Genomic DNA, 17,298 nt, shown 5'->3' on the forward strand with positions numbered 1-17,298 from the left:
CCGACGGGGATGCGGACGAAATCGGCGAATCGCGAGGATGCCGTCCCGACAGCTTCGCACACAGGACAGCGGGCGGATCCGCAGGCGGTGCGCATCCGGCCTAGGCTGGAGGCATGCTCCTCGCCATCGACACCTCCGCGGGCACGAGTGTCGCCGTGGTCGACCGTGACGGCGGCATTCTCGCCGAAGTGACGGAGCCGGACACCATGCGGCACGCCGAGGTGATCGGCGACCTCGTCGCCGCGGCGCTCGACGCGTCCGGCACGCGTGTCGGCGAGCTCTCGGGCGTTGTCGCCGGGATGGGTCCCGGCCCGTTCACCGGCCTCCGGGTCGGCATCGCCGCCGCTACCGCCTTCGCGTTCGGCGCCGGGCGCCCGCTCGTTCCCGTCGTCAGTCACGACGCCGTCGCCTACGAACGCTACCTGGCCGGGCACGCCGGTCCGCTCCTGGTCGTGACCGACGCGCGCCGCCGCGAGCGCTACTGGACCGCGTACTCGGGCGTGGACGAGCGCGGACTCCCCGTCCGCCTCGACGGACCCGGGCTGGACAAGCCGGACGCGTTGCCGCACCCGGACCTGCCGCGCGAGGAGGCCGCCACCGTCTCCGCGGGACTGCTCGGGATGATCGCCGAGCTGCGTTTCGCCGCCGGCCTCCCGTTCGACCGCGACGAGCCGCTCTACCTGCGTTCGCCGGATGTGACGCTCTCCGCCGGCCCGAAGCGGGTGAGCGCGTGAGCGAGCCGTCCTGGCAGCTTCGCCGCGCCACCGAGGCGGACGTCGACGCGATCATGCTGCTGGAGCGCGCGACCTTCGTCACCGACGCCTGGTCGGAGCAGTCGATGCGCTCCGAGGTGACCGGCTCGCACGGTTACTACCTGGTGGCGGTCGGGCTCGACGACCCGGACCGCATCGACGGCTACGCCGGCCTGCTCGCCCCGCGCGGCGCAGGCGAGGGCGACATCCAGACCATCGCCGTCGCGCCGCACGCCCGTCGGCACGGTCTCGGGCGTGCCCTCATGCTCGCCCTCATCGGGGAGGCCCGCAACCGCGGCGCCCGCGAGGTGTTCCTGGAGGTGCGCTCCGACAACCCGGGCGCGCAGACTCTGTACCGTACGCTCGGCTTCGAGGAGATCGGCGTGCGCCCCCGCTACTACCAGCCGGACGGGGTGGACGCGATCGTCATGCGCCTGACCGTCCCGACTCCGGAGACCACGATCGCATGAACGACGCTCAGCACGGATCGCACGGCGACGGGCCGCTCGTCCTCGGCATCGAGACCTCCTGCGACGAGACCGGCGTCGGCATCGTGCGCGGCACGACCCTGCTCTCGAACACGATCGCCTCCTCGATGGAGGAGCACGCCCGGTACGGCGGCGTCGTCCCGGAGGTCGCGGCGCGCGCGCATCTCGAGGCGCTGACCCCGACTCTCCGCACCGCCGTCGCCGACGCCGGGATCGAGCTCGCGGATGTCGACGCCATCGCGGTGACGAGCGGTCCCGGGCTGTCCGGCGCGCTCATGGTCGGCGTCGGCGCGGCGAAGGCGCTCGCGCTGTCGCTCGGCAAGCCGCTCTACGCCGTCAACCACCTGGTCGGCCACGTCGGCGCGGATGTCCTCGACGCGGCGGGAGGTCCCGGCCACCCGGTCGAGGTGCCGACCGTGGCACTGCTGGTCTCCGGCGGCCACACCTCGCTGCTGCTGGTACGCGACCTGGTCTCCGACGTGGAGCTGCTGGGCGAGACCATCGACGACGCGGCGGGCGAGGCCTTCGACAAGGTGGCGCGCGTACTCGGCCTCCCGTACCCGGGCGGCCCGCAGATCGACCGTGTCGCGGCGGACGGCGATCCGCGCGCCATCCGGTTCCCGCGCGGGCTGACCAAGCCGAAGGACCTCGAACGGCACCGCTACGACTTCTCCTTCTCCGGTCTGAAGACCGCGGTCGCGCGCTGGGTCGAGCAGCGCCAGGACGCCGGCGAGGAGGTGCCGGTCGCGGATGTCGCCGCGTCCTTCCGGGAGGCCGTCGCGGACGTGCTGATCACCAAGGCGATCGCCGCGTGCCTCGATCACGACGTGCCGCGCCTGCTGCTCGGCGGCGGTGTCGTCGCGAACGCGCGGGTGCGTCAGCTCGCGGTGCAGCGGGCGGCGGAGGCCGGCGTGGCCCTGCGGATCCCGGCCCTCTCGCTGTGCACCGACAACGGCGCGATGATCGCGGCGCTGGGCGCGCAGCTCATCATGGCCGGCCGCGCGCCGAGCCGCCTGGACTTCGGCGCGGACTCCACGCTCCCGGTCACGGACATCCAGGTCGCGGAGGTCTGAGTCCGCGCGGAATTGCATGCGTTGACACGCTGTCGCCCCGCTGAGACGATGGATTCAGTACAGAGATTTCTCAGGAACTCACCAGAGAAGGAGATGGGCAGCATGTCCGATCCGAACACCCCGTCCGGCGCCCCGGAGCCCGAAGGGACGGACGGCAGCACGCCGGCCCAGCCGGTTCCGCCGTCCTCCGACATCCCGCCCGCGGCGGCGCCCGACGCCGTCCCGCCGACGCCCCCGGTCGCCCCACCCGCGCCGCCGGCGCAGCCCGCTCCGCCGGCCGCGCCCGGGTACGGCGCGCCGCAGCAGCCGTACGGGCAGCAACAGCCGTATGGCCAGGACCCCTACGGCCAGCAGCAGCAGCCCTACGGCCAGCAGCAGCCCTACGGTCAGCAGCCGTACGGTCAGCAGCAGCCCTACGGTCAGCAGCCCGGCCAGCCCGGTTACGGTCAGCCCGCCTACGGTCAGCCCGCGCCCGGCTACGCGCAGCCGTATGCGACGGCGCCCGCGACCAAGTCGCCCATCCTGAGCATCCTGTCGCTCGTCGGCGGCATCGTCGGCATCATCCTGAACTTCGCGTTCGGGATCGGCGCACTGTTCGCGGTGGCAGCGATCGTCCTCGGCTTCATCGGCCGCAGCAAGGAGCCGCAGGCCAAGGGCTTCTGGCTCACCGGAATCATCCTCGGATTCGTGGCGGTGGTCATCGCGATCATCTTCTGGATCGTCTGGGGGCTCATCCTGGCCAACCTGTCGAACACGTACCGGTATTGACCGGCGCCGGGCGCTGACCCCTCGCGGTCAAACGCGCTCGGCGAGCAACGCGGTGTGACGTCCGGCGACCCTGGTGAGGATCAGTGTCGCCGGACGGTCGCCCGAGAGCTTGAGGCGCGTCCGGAGCGCGGCGGGGTCAACGTCCACGCCGCGCTTCTTGATCTCCAGCGTGCCGATCCCGCGCGCTCGCAGCGCCTTCTTGAGGTCCTTCTCGGCGAAGGGAAGCGTCTCCAGGATGCGGAAGCCCGCGGCGAACGGCGTGAACACAGGCTCATCGGCCGTGATGTAGGCGATGCCGTCGCCGAGCATCCGTCCGTCGAGCCGCCGGGCGAGGTCCCCGATCAGGCGCGCACGGATGACCGCGCCGTCCGGCTCGTAGAGGTACTCGCCGAGCTCGCCGGTCTCGGCGTCCTCGCTGTCGGCCTCCGCTGTCAGCTCGTTCGCCTCGTCGCCGCGCAGCACCAGGGCCGCTCGCCGGATGCCCGTGCGGGCGAGCGCGCCGAACCACAGCCCCAGCTCGACGACCTGCCCGTCGGCGGACACCCACTGTGCCTCGGCGGTCGACGGGATGAGGTCGCGGTCGAAACCGGGGCCGAGCTTGAGCCCGACCGAGCGTCCGGTCGCCAGCTCGTACGCGAAGCCGAGCGACGGCGTGTAGTCGTCGGGGTCGGTCAGCCGGTCGGTGTCCGTGTGACCGGCGGTGCGGCGGGCCGGGTCGAGGAAGACGCCGTCGATCGCTCGGAGGCTGATGTCCTCCGCGCGGCGGTGCTCCACTGTCGCGGACGGGAAGGGCGCGAGGTTGAAGGCGGCGATCGCGGCCGTGACTTCGTCCGCGTCCACCGCCGTGACCTCCAGGTCCAGGGCCGCCAGCGCGAGGGCGTCGCCGCCGATGCCGCAGCCGAGATCCGCGACGCGGGTCAGCCCGGCCGCGCGGAACCGTCCCGCGTGGCGTGCCGCGACCGAGAGGCGTGTCGCCTGTTCCAGTCCGGCCTCGGTGAAGAGCATCCGGGAAGCGAACTCGCCGAACTTGCCGACCGCCTTCTTGCGCAGCTTCGCCTGCGTCAGCACCGCCGCGACCAGGCCGGGGGAGTGGCCCTGCTTGCGGAGGTCCGTGACCATCGCGAGCACGTCCTTCTCGGACCGGTACGGAGGCAGGGAGTCGAGCAGCCTGAGGCCTTCGGGGCTGAGCAGCTCGACGAGTTCGGACCGGTCCATGTGCACCACGGTACCTTCTGGCACTCACGTTGCGTGACTGCTAACGCACCCCCTAGACTCGTGTTAGCACTCTCCGTGCGAGTTTGCTAACGCAAGCCGCGCAGACGTATTGAGTTCGCAAAGACTGAGTTCACCAAAGAAAGAGGTCAACCGTGTCGGTCTCCATCAAGCCGCTCGAAGATCGCATCGTCATCAAGCAGGTCGAGGCTGAGCAGACCACTGCTTCCGGTCTGGTCATCCCCGACACTGCCAAGGAGAAGCCCCAGGAGGGCGAAGTCGTCGCCGTCGGACCGGGCCGCATCGACGACAACGGCAACCGCGTTCCGCTCGACGTCGCCGTCGGCGACAAGGTGATCTACTCCAAGTACGGGGGCACCGAGGTCAAGTTCGGCGGCGAGGACTACCTGGTCCTCTCGGCGCGCGACGTCCTCGCGGTCGTCGTCCGCTGACGCACCTTCTTTCGAAGGCCCGGGCGCGGTAGCGCGCCCGGGCCTTCGCCGTCCCTGCGGGCCCTGCTGCGCTGCGCCCACCACGTCCGCCGCCACGTCCGTCCGTGTCGCCGGGTCGGAGTAGTGTCGTGGGAGTGTCGCAGCCCCTCTCCGAACACCGCAGGTCCGGTCTGACCTACGCGGTCAGCGCCTACGTCCTCTGGGGCATCCTCCCCATCTACTTCCTGGCGCTCGCGCCCTCCTCCGCCTGGGAGATCGTCGCCTGGCGGGTGATCTTCTCGCTGGTGTTCTGCGCGATCGCTCTCACCGTCACGCGCGCGTGGCGTACGTTCGGCGCGCTTCTGAAGGACCGCAGGGTCCTGTTCACGATGGGCCTCGCCGGCGCGCTCATCTACGTCAACTGGCAGACGTACGTGCTGGCAACGGTCAGCGGGCACGTCGTGGAAGCCGCGCTCGGCTACTTCATCAATCCGATCGTGACCGTGTTCCTCGGCGTCATCGTCCAGCGCGAGCGACTTCGCATCGCCCAGTGGGTGGCGGTCGGCGTCAGTATCGTCGCGGTCGTCGTGCTCGCGATCGGCTACGGGCAGGTCCCGTGGATCGCCCTCATCCTGGCGTTCTCGTTCGGCTTCTACGGCCTCATCAAGAAGCGCGTCGGCGGCAGGGTCGACGCCGTCTCCGGCCTGACGCTGGAGACGATGTGGCTGACGCCCGTCGCGATCGTGCAACTCGTGGTGGTCAGCCTCACGGCCGGCCTGACGATCGGCTCGGTGAGCGCGTGGCACACCGTCGCCCTGGTCGGCGCGGGCGTGATCACGGCGGTCCCGCTGCTCTTCTTCGCCGCCGCCTCCCGCCGGCTGCCGCTGGTCTACATGGGCTTCATCCAGTACTTCGCGCCGTTCATCCAGTTCCTGGTCGGCGTAGCGGTGCTGCACGAGGCGATGCCGCCCGAGCGCTGGGTCGGGTTCGCGATCGTCTGGCTGGCGCTCGCCGTCCTCAGCGTCGACATGATCGTGGCGGCCCGGCAGGGCAAGAAGCAGGCGGAGCTGGATCTGGCGACGGTGGAGTGAGGGGCTGGAATATCCCACCAGCTTGTGCCGTTACCATGGATCATCCACAACTCGCGCGACCTTGATAGGGGTGAAATGGACCAGGCGGATCCGTTCGGATTCATCGGTTTGACCTACGACGACGTCATGCTCCTTCCCGGGCACACCGACGTCATCCCGAGCGAGGCGGACACCTCGACTCGCCTGACCAAGCGGATCAGCATGGCGACCCCGCTCCTCTCCAGCGCTATGGACACCGTGACCGAGTCGCGCATGGCCGTCGCGATGGCCCGGCACGGCGGGATCGGTATCATCCACCGCAACCTGTCCATCGAAGACCAGGCCACCAACGTCGACAAGGTGAAGCGGTCCGAGTCGGGCATGATCACCAACCCGGTGACCACCACCCCCGACGCCACCGTCGAGGAGGTCGACCTCCTGTGCGGGCAGTTCCGCGTCTCCGGCCTCCCGGTCGTGGAGGGCGACGGCAAGCTTGTCGGCATCATCACCAACCGCGACATGCGCTTCGTCTCCCCGTTCGAGCGCTCCGCCACCCTCGTGCGCGACGTGATGACCCGCATGCCGCTCATCACTGCTCCGGTCGGCATCGACCCGGACTCCGCGGTCGCCATCTTCGCCGAGCACAAGATCGAGAAGCTCCCGCTCGTGGACGCCGACGGCCGCCTCCGCGGACTCATCACCGTCAAGGACTTCGACAAGAGCGAGAAGTACCCGAACGCCACGAAGGACGACGAGGGCCGCCTGCGCGTCGGCGCCGCGATCGGCTTCTTCGGCGACGCCTGGGACCGCGCGATGACCCTGGTCGACGCGGGCGTGGACGTCATCGTGGTCGACACCGCCAACGGCGACTCCGCCGGCGTGCTCGACATCATCCACCGGCTCAAGCACGAGCCGCGCGCTTCGCACGTCGACATCATCGGCGGCAACGTCGCCACCCGCTCCGGCGCACAGGCGCTCATCGACGCGGGCGCGGACGCCATCAAGGTCGGCGTCGGCCCGGGCTCCATCTGCACCACCCGCGTCGTCGCCGGCGTCGGCGTGCCGCAGGTGACCGCGGTGTACGAGGCCTCGCTGGCCGCGCGCGCGGCGGACGTCCCACTCATCGCCGACGGCGGCCTCCAGTACTCGGGCGACATCGCCAAGGCGCTGGTCGCCGGCGCGGAGAGCGTCATGCTCGGCTCGCTGCTGGCCGGAACCGCGGAGTCGCCCGGCGACCTCGTGTTCGTCAACGGCAAGCAGTTCAAGAACTACCGCGGCATGGGGTCGCTCGGCGCCCTCCAGACCCGCGGCAAGAAGACCTCGTACTCGCGCGACCGCTACTTCCAGGCCGACGTGCCCAGCGATGAGCAGCTCATCGCCGAGGGCATCGAGGGCCAGGTCCCGTACCGCGGTCCGCTGTCCGCCGTCGCGTACCAGCTCGTCGGCGGCCTCCGCCAGTCGATGTTCTACGTCGGCGCGCGTACCATCCCGGAGCTCCGGGAGCGCGGCCGGTTCGTCCGGATCACCGCGGCCGGGCTCAAGGAGTCGCACCCGCACGACATCCAGATGGTCGTGGAGGCGCCCAACTACCGCCGCTGACGCGGCCGCTCCGCCAACGGAGGAGATCCAGCCTCTTCGGGCCTGGATCTCCTCCGTTGACTGCGTTTCGGGGGTGTCCGCGCGCTGATGTCCTCCGTTGTCGACCGACCGGGATAGAGACACAGAATCTGTACTTTAGTATTTTATTAGGCGTCTGTCTGCCGTCGGGACGCCCGAATGTGGGGAACGTATGGCCCAAGTAACCGTCTTCGCTCGTCGTGCCACCATCGACCGGCACCGGGACGCACTGTCCGACGCGATCCACGGCGCGGTCATGACCGCGCTCGCCTATCCGCCCGAGAAGCGGTTCCACCGCTTGATCGGCATGGACCCGGCGGACTTCGTCTATCCGTCCGACCGCGGCGACGACTACACGATCATCGAGGTGTCGATGTTCGAGGGGCGGAGCGTCGAAGCCAAGCGTGCCCTCATCGTCGAGCTCTTCGCCCGGATCGAAGCGGCCACCGGCGTCCCGCCGCACAGCGTCGAGATCACCGTCTTCGAGACACCGAAGGTCAACTGGGGCATTCGCGGTGTCAACGCCGCCGACCTCGCTCTCGGCTACGCGGTCGAAGTCTGAGGCCCGACATTCGCGACGAATCGCGGCTTTCACGCGGGCATGCGCGACATTCGTGACGAATGTGGACGATGGTCGGAGTCGCGATTCGTGACGAATCGCGGCTTTCGTGCGCGAATTCGCGACATTCGTGACGAATGTCAGCGCAGGCGCGCGATTCGACGCACCGCGTCGGTGAGGACCTCGGGGGAGCACGCCAGGTTGACGCGTGCGAAGCCCGCGCCCTGGCGGCCGAAGTCGAGGCCGCGCACCAGCGCCACCCGCGCCTCCGACAGGATGCGCGCGGCGGGCTCGTCGCCCCAGCCGAGGTCGCGGAAATCCACCCAGGCGAGGTAGCTCGCGTGCGGTTCGCGGTAGAACGCCTCCGGGAGGTGCGTGGAGAGCAGCCGGCCGAAGAGCGCACGGTTGGCCTCGATCGACTCCAGGGTGCCGGCCAGCCACTCGCGGCTCTCGTTGAAGGCCGCCTCGGTGGCGATCCGGCCCAGCAGGCTGGTGCGGACCTCCACCTCCGCCGGGAGGGCGTGGAGCTGTGCCGTTCGCCTCGGCGACGCGGTGACCATCAGCGCGCACTTCACCCCGGCGAGGTTCCACGCCTTGCTCGCCGAGTGCGCCGCCACGCCGACCTCTCGCGCCTCCTCCGACACCGACAGGAACGGCGTGAACGTCGCGTCCGAGTGGGTCAGCGGCGCGTGGATCTCGTCGCTCACCACGGCGACGTCGTATCGGGCGGCGAGCGCGGCCACGGCCTCCAGGTCGGCCCGCGGGTGGACGAGGCCGAGCGGGTTGTGCGGGTGGCACAGCAGGAAGGCGCGGGCGCCGCCGGCGAAGGCGCGCTCCAGGCCGTCGAGGTCGAGGGACCAGGTCGTTCCGTCGTCGAGCAGCGACACCTCCTCGACCACACCGCCCGCCTCCGGGATGAGCTCGAAGAACGGCGGGTAGACCGGCGGCGTGATGACGACCCGGTCGCCCGGCGTGATCAGCATGCGCAGCGCCTCCACGATCACCACGCTGACATCGGTGGTCGTCAGGACGGACGCCGGGTCGACCTCCCAGCCCCAGGTGTCGTGGGCGTAGCGGGCGAAGGCGCTCTTCGCACGGTCGTCCTCGCCGATGTAGCCGGTGTCGCTGCGGTCGATCGCGGCGTGCAGGGCGGCGGCGATCGGCGGTGCGAGCGGGTAGTCGGTCTCCGCCACGAACAGCGGGAGCACGTCGTCGGGATAGAGCGACCACTTCTCGCTGGTGCGCTGGCGGAGACGGGCGAGGGGCTCTGCGTCGACGGTCACCTGCCTACTCTGCCAGTGCCGCGCCATAGACTGAACCCGTGAGTATGGAGATTGAGATCGGGCGGGCCAAGCGTGCCCGCCGCGTGTACGCCTTCGACGACGTCGCGGTGGTGCCCAGCCGGCGCACCCGCGACCCCGAGGACGTCTCGGTCGCCTGGACGATCGACGCGTACCAGTTCTCCATCCCGTTCCTGGCCGCTCCGATGGACTCGGTGGTCTCGCCGACCACCGCGATCATGATGGGTCAGCTCGGCGGCATCGGCGTGCTCGACCTGGAAGGCGTCTGGACCCGTTACGAAGACCCGGAGCCGCTGCTCGCGGAGATCCGCGAGCTGCCCGTCGACAGGGCGACCCGGCGCATGCAGGAGATCTACGCCGAGCCGATCAAGCCCGAGCTGGTCACCCGGCGCCTCGCCGAGATCCGGGAGGGCGGGGTCACCGTCGCCGGCGCGCTCTCGCCGCAGCGCACCCAGGAGCTCTACCAGACCGTGGTGGAGGCCGGCGTCGACCTGTTCGTCATCCGCGGCACCACCGTCTCCGCCGAGCACGTCTCGAAGAGCGTGGAGCCCCTCAACCTGAAGAAGTTCATCTACGAACTCGACGTGCCGGTGATCGTCGGCGGCGCCGCGACCTACACGGCGGCCCTGCACCTCATGCGCACCGGGGCGGCCGGCGTGCTCGTCGGCTTCGGCGGCGGCGCGGCCTCCACCACCCGCTCGACGCTCGGCATCCACGCCCCGATGGCCACCGCCGTCGCGGACGTCGCCGGCGCGCGCCGCGACTACATGGACGAGTCGGGCGGACGTTACGTGCACGTCATCGCCGACGGCGGCCTCGGCAGCTCGGGCGACATCGTCAAGGCGATCGCCTGCGGCGCCGACGCCGTCATGCTCGGCACCGCGCTCGCCCGTGCCACGGACGCCCCGGGAGGCGGCTGGCACTGGGGCGCGGAAGCGCACCACCCGCAGCTTCCCCGGGGCAACCGGGTCGAGGTCGGCCAGGTCGCACCGCTCGAGGAGGTCCTCTACGGGCCCGCGCCGGTCGCCGAGGGAACTGCGAATCTCGTGGGGGCCTTGCGCAGGAGCATGGCTACGACGGGATACTCGGACTTGAAGGAGTTCCAGCGCGTCGAAGTAGTGGTGGCGCCCTACCAATCGCATTAGGTCCTGGCCGAAGGCGGCCGGGGAGGAGGAAACGATGGCGACAACATCCCCGTCCGGCACCGCCGCGCAGTCGACGGCGGTGGGCTACCCTTCACGCCTCGGCCCCGCCGAGCGCGCCGCCGCGATCGAGGCGCTGAAGAACACCGAGCTCGACATCCTCGTGGTCGGCGGCGGCATCGTCGGCGTCGGCAGCGCGGTCGACGCGGTCACCCGCGGGCTGAGCGTCGGTCTGGTGGAGGCCCGCGACTTCGCGTCCGGCACCTCCAGCCGGTCGTCCAAGCTCGTCCACGGCGGCATCCGCTACCTGGAGCAGCTCGATTTCGGGCTCGTGCGGGAGGCGTTGATCGAGCGCGGCCTTCTGCTGCAGCGCATCGCTCCGCACCTGGTCAAGCCGGTCCGGTTCCTCTACCCGCTGCACAAGCGCGTCTGGGAGCGCTTCTACATCGGCGCCGGCATGATGCTCTACGACATCTTCTCGTACAGCGGTCTCCGCCCGCCGGGGGTGCCGCACCACCGCCACCTCAGCAAACGGCAGGTGCTCAAAGCGATCCCGAGCATGGCCCCGAACGCGCTCGTCGGCGGTATCACCTACTACGACGCGCAGGTGGACGACGCCCGCTACACCGCTACGCTCGCCCGCACAGCGGCCCACTACGGCGCGCACATCGCGCCGCGTGTCCGCGTGGAGGGCTTCCTCAAGGTCGGCGAGCGCGTCGTCGGCGTGCAGGCGCACGACCTGGAGACGGGCGAGCGCTTCGAGATCCGCGCCAAGCAGGTCGTCAACGCGACCGGCGTGTGGACGGACGACACCCAGTCGATGGTGGGGGAGCGCGGTCAGTTCAAGGTCCGTGCGTCCAAGGGAATCCACCTGGTCGTCCCGCGCGACCGCTTCCAGTCGAAGATGGGCCTGATCCTCCGGACCGAGAAGAGCGTGCTCTTCGTCATTCCGTGGGGCCGGCACTGGCTGATCGGCACGACCGACACCGACTGGCACCTCGACAAGGCGCACCCCGCGGCGACGGCGGCCGACATCGACTACCTGCTCGCACACGTCAACCAGGTGCTCAACGTCCCGCTCACCCGGGAGGATGTGGAGGGCGTGTATGCCGGCCTGCGCCCGCTGCTCGCGGGCGAGTCCGAGGAGACGTCCAAGCTGTCCCGTGAGCACCTCGTCGCGCACTCGGTTCCCGGCCTGGTCGTCATCGCCGGCGGCAAGTGGACGACGTACCGGGTGATGGCGAAGGACGCGATCGACGCGGCCGTCGACGCGCTCGACGGCAAGATCCCGGCGAGCACGACGATGGAGATCCCGCTCGTCGGGGCGGAGGGCTACCAGGCCGCCTGGAACCGTCGCGGCCGCATTGCGAGCGAGTCCGGCCTCCACCCGGCACGCGTCGAGCACCTGCTCAACCGCTACGGGACGATGACGGAGGACATCCTCGCCCTGATCCGCGAGGACCCGTCGCTCGCCCATCCGCTGCCCGGTGCCGACGACTACATCGGCGCGGAGGTCGTCTACGCGGCCAGCCATGAGGGCGCCCTCCACCTGGAGGACGTGCTCGCCCGCCGCACCCGCATCTCGATCGAGGCATGGGACCGCGGCGTCTCGGCTGCGCCGGTCGCGGCGTCGCTGATGGCGGGCGTGCTGGGTTGGGACACCGCCCGCGAGGAGCGCGAAGTGCAGACCTACCTGAAGCGGGTCGCGGCCGAGCGGGCCAGCCAGCAGCAGCCGGACGACGAGTCGGCCGACCGGGTGCGCCTGGAGGCGCCGGACATCGTGGATGTGGACGCGGCCGCCGAGAAGGCGGGCGCGGTCACGCGCACGGCGAAGGCGGCGTCGGCGAAGACCCCGGCCGCGAAGGCGGCCGCGGCGAAGGCGGCGACCCCGGTGGAGGAGCTGGACGCGCCGCCCGAAGAGGAGTGAGCCGTCTCCGGCGAAAAGAGCCCGAAACCTCCCTCCGGTAAACTGGTACCCGGTACCCGCGACGGATGGAGACGGAAATGGTTGACGTTCGACGGGTCAAACTGCCCGGCGTCGGGGTGTTGCACACCTTCGTCACGGACGACGGGGGAAAGTCGGCGTCATCGCGCACCGCTCCGGGCACAGCGACCTGATCACGTTCTCCGATCACGAGGACGGCGCCGACGTGACCAAGGTGTCGCTGCGCCTCAGCGAGGACGAGGCGCACACCCTCGCCGAGCTGCTCGGCGGCACACAGATCACCGAGTCGCTCACGGCGCTCGACCAGATCCCGGGGCTCAGCATCGACTGGTTCTCCGTCGACTACGAGGACTACATCGCCGGCCAGCAGCTCGGCGCCCCCGGTGACCGCGGCTTCGTCGGACTCACCGTCGTCGCCGTGGTCCGCGGCGACTCCGCGAATCCGGCGCCCGCCCCCGATTTCAAGGTCTTCCCCGGCGACACCCTCGTCGTCGCGGGCACCCCGGAGAAGGTCGCCAAGGCCTTCGCGTTCTTCCGCACCGGCGAAACGGTGCGGGCCACGACCGACGCTCCGCCGGGAGGCTGATCCATGCATCTCGGAGAAGACCTCGTCATCCTCGGCATCCTGCTGCTCGTCGCGTACGTGCTCGGACGCCTCGGCAAACTGGTGGGGCTCCCCGCGATCCCCATCTACATGCTGGTCGGTCTGCTGGCGAGCCCGCACACCGGCTGGTTCCCGCTCGACTTCGAGAGCAACTACATCGAGCTCATCGCCGTCTTCGGGCTCATCCTGCTGCTGTTCAACCTGGGCCTGGAGTTCGATCAGGACGAGTTCTTCGGCAACTTCGGCAAACTCGTCGTCTCCGGCGGTTCGTACATCCTGATCAACATGGGCGTCGGCCTCGCGTTCGGCTTCTGGGTCGGCTGGGGAACCAGGGAGGCGCTCATCATCGCGGGGATGACGGCCACGTCGTCGTCCGCGATCGTGACCAAGCTGCTGATCGAGCTGCGCCGACTCCCCAACACCGAGACGCCGATGATCCTCGGCGTGACGGTGGTGGAGGACATCTTCATCGCGATCTACCTCGCGATCGTCTCCGTCGTGCTGAGCGGGGAGACCGACTTCTGGCCGGTCGTCGGCAAGCTGACGGTGGCGTTCCTGTTCCTGGTCGTGATGTTCACGCTGGCCCGGTTCGGGGGAGGTACGTCTCCCGGCTGTTCCGGACGAAGGACGATGAGCTCTTCACCATCCTGTTCTTCGGGCTGGCCGTGCTGTTCGCCGGGATCGGCGAGATCCTCGGCGTGACCGACGCGATCGGCGCGTTCCTGATCGGGCTCGTGCTGGGCGCGACGAAGTACCGCAACAAGATCGAGCACATCGCCCTCCCGTTGCGCGACGTGTTCGCGGCGTTCTTCTTCCTCAACTTCGGGCTCGCGCTCGACCCGGCGAAGTTCCCTGCGGTGCTCGGGCCGGTGCTCATCGCGGTCGCGATGACGATCGTGCTGAACATCCTGGCCGGGCAGTTCGTCGCGTGGCTGAACGGCTTCGGTCCGCAGGCCGGGATCAACACCGCCGTCATCCTGCAGAACCGCGGGGAGTTCGCGCTCATCCTGGCGACGCTGTCGCTCAGCGCCGGACTCGATCCCCGCATCGCGCCGTTCGCCGGTCTCTACGTGCTCATCATGTCCGTGCTCGGGCCCGTCCTCGCAGCGAACTCCGAGAAGATCGGTGCGATGATTCTCCGGACCGGATCGTCCAAGCGGCGCGACCGGCGGAAGACGCGCGATCCCATGCTCGACGAGGAGATCGCACTCGTCGAGGCGGCCACCGCGGACCTCGACTCCGACACGCGCCGCGACGACACGCGCGCCCACGACACGCGCCAGGCTGCGGACCGGATCGTCGAGCAGGCCATGCAGCAGCAGGACACGACCGTCGAACGAAAGCGGGACTGACCCATCGACACCACCCCCGGCAGCCCGGCCGGCGCACAGGCGCCCCAGGGTGGCTCCACCATGCTGCAGATGATGCTCCGTCCCCGCTGGATCGGCGCTCTGCTGTTCGCGCTCGCGCTCGCCGCGGGCTTCGCCGCGCTCGGCCAGTGGCAGCTCGAGCGCGCGATCGAGTCCGGCAAGGCGGTCGTGGCGCCGACTGAGTCCGTGCTTCCGCTCGCGCAGGTCGCGAAGCCGAACGGGCCGATGACCGACAAGTCTGTCGGCCAGCTCGTGGAGTTCACCGGCACGTTCGTCGCCGGCGACGAGCAGCTCCTGTACGACCGGATCAACTTCGGCAAGACCGGCTGGTGGGTCGTCTCCCATGTGGACGTGGACGGCGGCGACGGCCACCGTATCGCGCTCGCCGTTGCGCGCGGCTGGGCTCCCGACGAGGCGACGGCGAAGTCCGTGATGGCGCAGCTCGCCGAGCAGCCGGAGGCGCCGCAGAAGATCGTCGGGCGCCTCCTCCCGGACGAGCAGCCGCAGGTGCCGGACGACAAGAAGAACCCGACCGCGATGAAGACCGTGGGCGTCGGCCAGCTCTACAACCTGTGGACCGGGGTGGACGGCATGGACGTCTACAACGCGTACGTGGTCGACCGGACGCCGGCCGCCGGGCTGGACACGATCGACTCGCCGCCGCCGATCCAGCAGGCCGAGCTCAACTGGCTCAACGTGTTCTACGCGGCCGAGTGGATCATCTTCGCCGGGTTCGCGATCTTCCTCTGGTACCGGCTCGTGCGGGACGCCAAGCAGCGGGAGGACGAGGAGCGCGAGCTGGCGGCCGAGGCGGCCGCCGGAAGCGGCCCGGGCGACGGCGCGAGGGCCCACGCCGGGAACGTAGAATAGCTCCCATGCCCCTCGCTCCCAAGCTCGAAGACTTCCCGAAGATCCGCGGGGCGCTGAAGTTCTACCAGGTGTTAGCCTACGTCACCGGAATCATGCTCCTGCTGCTCTGCGTGGAGATGATCGTGAAGTACGGCCTCGGCTACCAGCTCTTCGCCTTCAGCAACTACGGCGCTCTCACGCTCGTGCCCGTCAAGACCGCCGTCGCCCCGACCGGCGTCGATCTGAGCACGGGCATCCTCATCGCCCACGGCTGGCTGTACGTCGTGTACCTGTTCTCCGACTTCCGGCTGTGGAGCCTGATGCGCTGGCCGTTCTCGAAGTTCATCACCATCGCCCTCGGCGGCGTCATCCCCTTCCTGTCCTTCTTCGTGGAGTCCAGGATCACCAAGCAGGTCAAGAGCTATCTGGCCGGCCGCGAGGCCGAGGCAGCGACGTACGTGGAGGCCGCAAATTAGCACCGACGCAGTGTTCTCGGACATCCTCGGGGGAGCAGATTCGGCCGCGCCGGCCGGCCCCGTCCTGGTGGTCGACTTCGGCGCCCAGTACGCGCAGCTGATCGCGCGCCGCGTGCGGGAGGCCAACGTCTACTCCGAGATCGTGCCCCACACCGTGACGGCGTCGGAGGTCGCGGCCAAACGCCCGGCGGGCATCGTCCTCTCCGGCGGCCCGTCCAGCGTGTACGAGGACGGCGCACCGCACCTCGACGAGGCGATCTTCGAGCTCGGCGTCCCCGTGCTCGGCATCTGCTACGGCTTCCAGGTGATGGCGACCGCCCTCGGCGGCGAGGTGGCACGGACCGGCCGCCGCGAGTACGGCTCCACGGCCGTGCGCGCCACCGGCGCGGCCTCGAACGGCTCCGGCAGCCTCCTCGACGGCCAGCCCGCCGAGCAGACGGCATGGATGAGCCACGGCGACTCCGTCTCCCGGGCGCCCGAGGGCTTCGAGGTGCTGGCCTCCACCGACGACACCCCGGTCGCAGCGTTCGCGAACGAGGAGCGCCGGCTGTACGGCGTGCAGTGGCACCCCGAGGTCAAGCACTCGCAGTACGGCCAGGCCGTGCTGGAGAACTTCCTGCACCGCGCAGCGGGCATCCCCGCCGACTGGAACAGCGGCAACGTCATCGCGGACCAGGTCGCCGCCATCCGTGCCCAGGTGGGCAGCGGTCGCGTGCTGTGCGCTCTGTCCGGCGGCGTCGACTCCGCGGTCGCGGCCGCGCTCGTGCACAAGGCCGTCGGCGACCAGCTCGTCTGCGTGTTCGTGGACCACGGCCTGCTCCGCAAGGACGAGGCCCGCCAGGTCGAGGAGGACTACGTCGCGGCGACCGGGGTCCGGCTCGTCACCGTGAACGCGCAGGAGCAGTTCCTGTCCGCGCTCGCCGGCGTCTCGGACCCCGAGACCAAGCGCAAGATCATCGGCCGCGAGTTCATCCGCGTGTTCGAGAAGGCCCAGGCCGACCTGATCGCCGAGGCCGAGCACGACGGCGACCCCATCCGCTTCCTGGTGCAGGGCACGCTCTACCCGGACGTGGTGGAGTCGGGCGGCGGCACCGGCACGGCCAACATCAAGAGCCATCACAACGTCGGCGGACTGCCGGAGGACCTCCAGTTCGAGCTCGTCGAGCCGCTGCGCACCCTGTTCAAGGACGAGGTGCGCGCGATCGGCCGCGAGCTGGGGCTGCCGGAGGTCATCGTCGGTCGCCAGCCGTTCCCCGGCCCCGGCCTCGGCATCCGGATCGTCGGCGAAGTGACGCAGGAACGTCTCGACCTGCTGCGCGACGCCGACGCGATCGTGCGCGCGGAGCTGACCGCGGCCGGCCTGGACGCCGAGATCTGGCAGTGCCCCGTGGTGCTGCTCGCGGACGTCCGCTCGGTCGGCGTGATGGGCGACGGCCGCACCTACGGCCACCCGATCGTGCTGCGCCCGGTCTCCAGCGAGGACGCCATGACCGCCGACTGGACGCGCTTGCCGTACGACCTGCTGGCCACCATCTCCAACCGGATCACCAACGAGGTCGACGGGGTCAACCGCGTCGTGCTCGACGTCACGTCGAAGCCGCCGGGGACCATCGAGTGGGAGTGAGCCTCCCCGAAACGTGA

The 17,298-nt window shown here is 70.0% G+C and carries 15 protein-coding genes and 2 pseudogenes; 15 read left to right on the forward strand and 2 right to left on the reverse strand.

The genetic code is table 11. The features are described 5' to 3' along the window. Nucleotides 1–113: 113 nt before the first annotated feature. The 4 genes from tsaB to ACR5MH_RS20515 all read left to right on the forward strand — a co-directional run bounded on the left by tsaB (nucleotide 114) and on the right by ACR5MH_RS20515 (nucleotide 3,081). On the forward strand, nucleotides 114–734 hold the full coding sequence (gene tsaB / locus ACR5MH_RS20500) for a tRNA (adenosine(37)-N6)-threonylcarbamoyltransferase complex dimerization subunit type 1 TsaB (RefSeq protein WP_431348862.1): 621 nt from the start codon (nucleotides 114–116) through the stop codon (nucleotides 732–734). After that, on the forward strand, nucleotides 731–1,222 hold the full coding sequence (gene rimI / locus ACR5MH_RS20505) for a ribosomal protein S18-alanine N-acetyltransferase (RefSeq protein WP_433862102.1): 492 nt from the start codon (nucleotides 731–733) through the stop codon (nucleotides 1,220–1,222). Before tsaB ends, rimI begins: the two co-directional genes overlap by 4 nt. After that, on the forward strand, nucleotides 1,219–2,313 hold the full coding sequence (gene tsaD / locus ACR5MH_RS20510; protein WP_431348863.1) for a tRNA (adenosine(37)-N6)-threonylcarbamoyltransferase complex transferase subunit TsaD: 1,095 nt from the start codon (nucleotides 1,219–1,221) through the stop codon (nucleotides 2,311–2,313). The genes rimI and tsaD overlap by 4 nt, the downstream gene beginning before the upstream one ends. Before the next feature lie 102 nt (nucleotides 2,314–2,415). Further along, nucleotides 2,416–3,081, forward strand: a complete 666-nt coding sequence (locus tag ACR5MH_RS20515; protein WP_431348864.1) for a DUF4190 domain-containing protein — start codon at nucleotides 2,416–2,418, stop codon at nucleotides 3,079–3,081. 27 nt (nucleotides 3,082–3,108) lie between these two features. On the opposite strand, the gene ACR5MH_RS20520 is transcribed toward ACR5MH_RS20515, so the two are convergent. After that, nucleotides 3,109–4,296 (reverse strand): THUMP-like domain-containing protein, encoded by a 1,188-nt coding sequence (locus tag ACR5MH_RS20520; RefSeq protein ID WP_431348865.1) that lies wholly within the window; start codon nucleotides 4,294–4,296, stop codon nucleotides 3,109–3,111. 152 nt (nucleotides 4,297–4,448) lie between these two features. On the opposite strand from ACR5MH_RS20520, the gene groES reads away from it, so the two are divergent. The 4 genes from groES to ACR5MH_RS20540 all read left to right on the forward strand — a co-directional run bounded on the left by groES (nucleotide 4,449) and on the right by ACR5MH_RS20540 (nucleotide 7,973). After that, the gene (gene groES / locus ACR5MH_RS20525) at nucleotides 4,449–4,745 is read left to right on the forward strand and encodes a co-chaperone GroES (RefSeq protein WP_055894868.1); all 297 of its coding nucleotides are present in this window, start codon (nucleotides 4,449–4,451) and stop codon (nucleotides 4,743–4,745) included. A gap of 134 nt (nucleotides 4,746–4,879) precedes the next feature. Next, on the forward strand, nucleotides 4,880–5,815 hold the full coding sequence (gene rarD / locus ACR5MH_RS20530; protein ID WP_431348866.1) for an EamA family transporter RarD: 936 nt from the start codon (nucleotides 4,880–4,882) through the stop codon (nucleotides 5,813–5,815). A 75-nt stretch (nucleotides 5,816–5,890) separates the two neighbouring features. Beyond that, a complete protein-coding gene (gene guaB / locus ACR5MH_RS20535; protein ID WP_431348867.1) occupies nucleotides 5,891–7,393 on the forward strand; it encodes an IMP dehydrogenase in 1,503 nt (500 codons plus the stop codon). 190 nt (nucleotides 7,394–7,583) lie between these two features. Beyond that, nucleotides 7,584–7,973: a tautomerase family protein gene (locus ACR5MH_RS20540; protein WP_431348868.1), complete on the forward strand. Its 390-nt coding sequence runs from the start codon at nucleotides 7,584–7,586 to the stop codon at nucleotides 7,971–7,973. Between the two features lie 137 nt (nucleotides 7,974–8,110). On the opposite strand, the gene ACR5MH_RS20545 is transcribed toward ACR5MH_RS20540, so the two are convergent. After that, the gene (locus ACR5MH_RS20545; RefSeq protein WP_431348869.1) at nucleotides 8,111–9,253 is read right to left on the reverse strand and encodes a MalY/PatB family protein; all 1,143 of its coding nucleotides are present in this window, start codon (nucleotides 9,251–9,253) and stop codon (nucleotides 8,111–8,113) included. Nucleotides 9,254–9,297: 44 nt separating this feature from the next. Here ACR5MH_RS20545 and ACR5MH_RS20550 point away from each other — a divergent pair, with 44 nt between their 5' ends. From ACR5MH_RS20550 to guaA, 7 genes and pseudogenes are all read left to right on the forward strand, one after another. Continuing rightward, nucleotides 9,298–10,416, forward strand: coding sequence for a GuaB3 family IMP dehydrogenase-related protein (locus ACR5MH_RS20550; protein WP_433862681.1), 1,119 nt, complete (start codon nucleotides 9,298–9,300; stop codon nucleotides 10,414–10,416). Nucleotides 10,417–10,450: 34 nt separating this feature from the next. Further along, nucleotides 10,451–12,196: pseudogene (locus ACR5MH_RS20555) on the forward strand (glycerol-3-phosphate dehydrogenase/oxidase); the annotation flags it as partial. Nucleotides 12,197–12,563: 367 nt separating this feature from the next. After that, the gene (locus ACR5MH_RS20560) at nucleotides 12,564–12,944 is read left to right on the forward strand and encodes a cation:proton antiporter regulatory subunit (protein WP_433862103.1); all 381 of its coding nucleotides are present in this window, start codon (nucleotides 12,564–12,566) and stop codon (nucleotides 12,942–12,944) included. 3 nt (nucleotides 12,945–12,947) lie between these two features. Next, nucleotides 12,948–14,314: pseudogene (locus ACR5MH_RS20565) on the forward strand (cation:proton antiporter). A 60-nt stretch (nucleotides 14,315–14,374) separates the two neighbouring features. Continuing rightward, nucleotides 14,375–15,202 carry an SURF1 family cytochrome oxidase biogenesis protein gene (locus ACR5MH_RS20570; protein ID WP_433862104.1) on the forward strand — a complete coding sequence of 276 codons (828 nt, stop codon included), beginning with the start codon at nucleotides 14,375–14,377 and terminating at the stop codon, nucleotides 15,200–15,202. A 5-nt stretch (nucleotides 15,203–15,207) separates the two neighbouring features. After that, the gene (locus tag ACR5MH_RS20575; protein WP_431348874.1) at nucleotides 15,208–15,657 is read left to right on the forward strand and encodes a DUF3817 domain-containing protein; all 450 of its coding nucleotides are present in this window, start codon (nucleotides 15,208–15,210) and stop codon (nucleotides 15,655–15,657) included. 10 nt (nucleotides 15,658–15,667) lie between these two features. After that, nucleotides 15,668–17,281 (forward strand): glutamine-hydrolyzing GMP synthase, encoded by a 1,614-nt coding sequence (guaA, locus tag ACR5MH_RS20580; RefSeq protein ID WP_431348875.1) that lies wholly within the window; start codon nucleotides 15,668–15,670, stop codon nucleotides 17,279–17,281. The last annotated feature ends 17 nt before the right edge of the window (nucleotides 17,282–17,298 follow it).

This window comes from Streptomyces sp. L7 (genome assembly GCF_050990935.1).
Classification (GTDB): Bacteria; Actinomycetota; Actinomycetes; order Actinomycetales; family Microbacteriaceae; genus Leifsonia.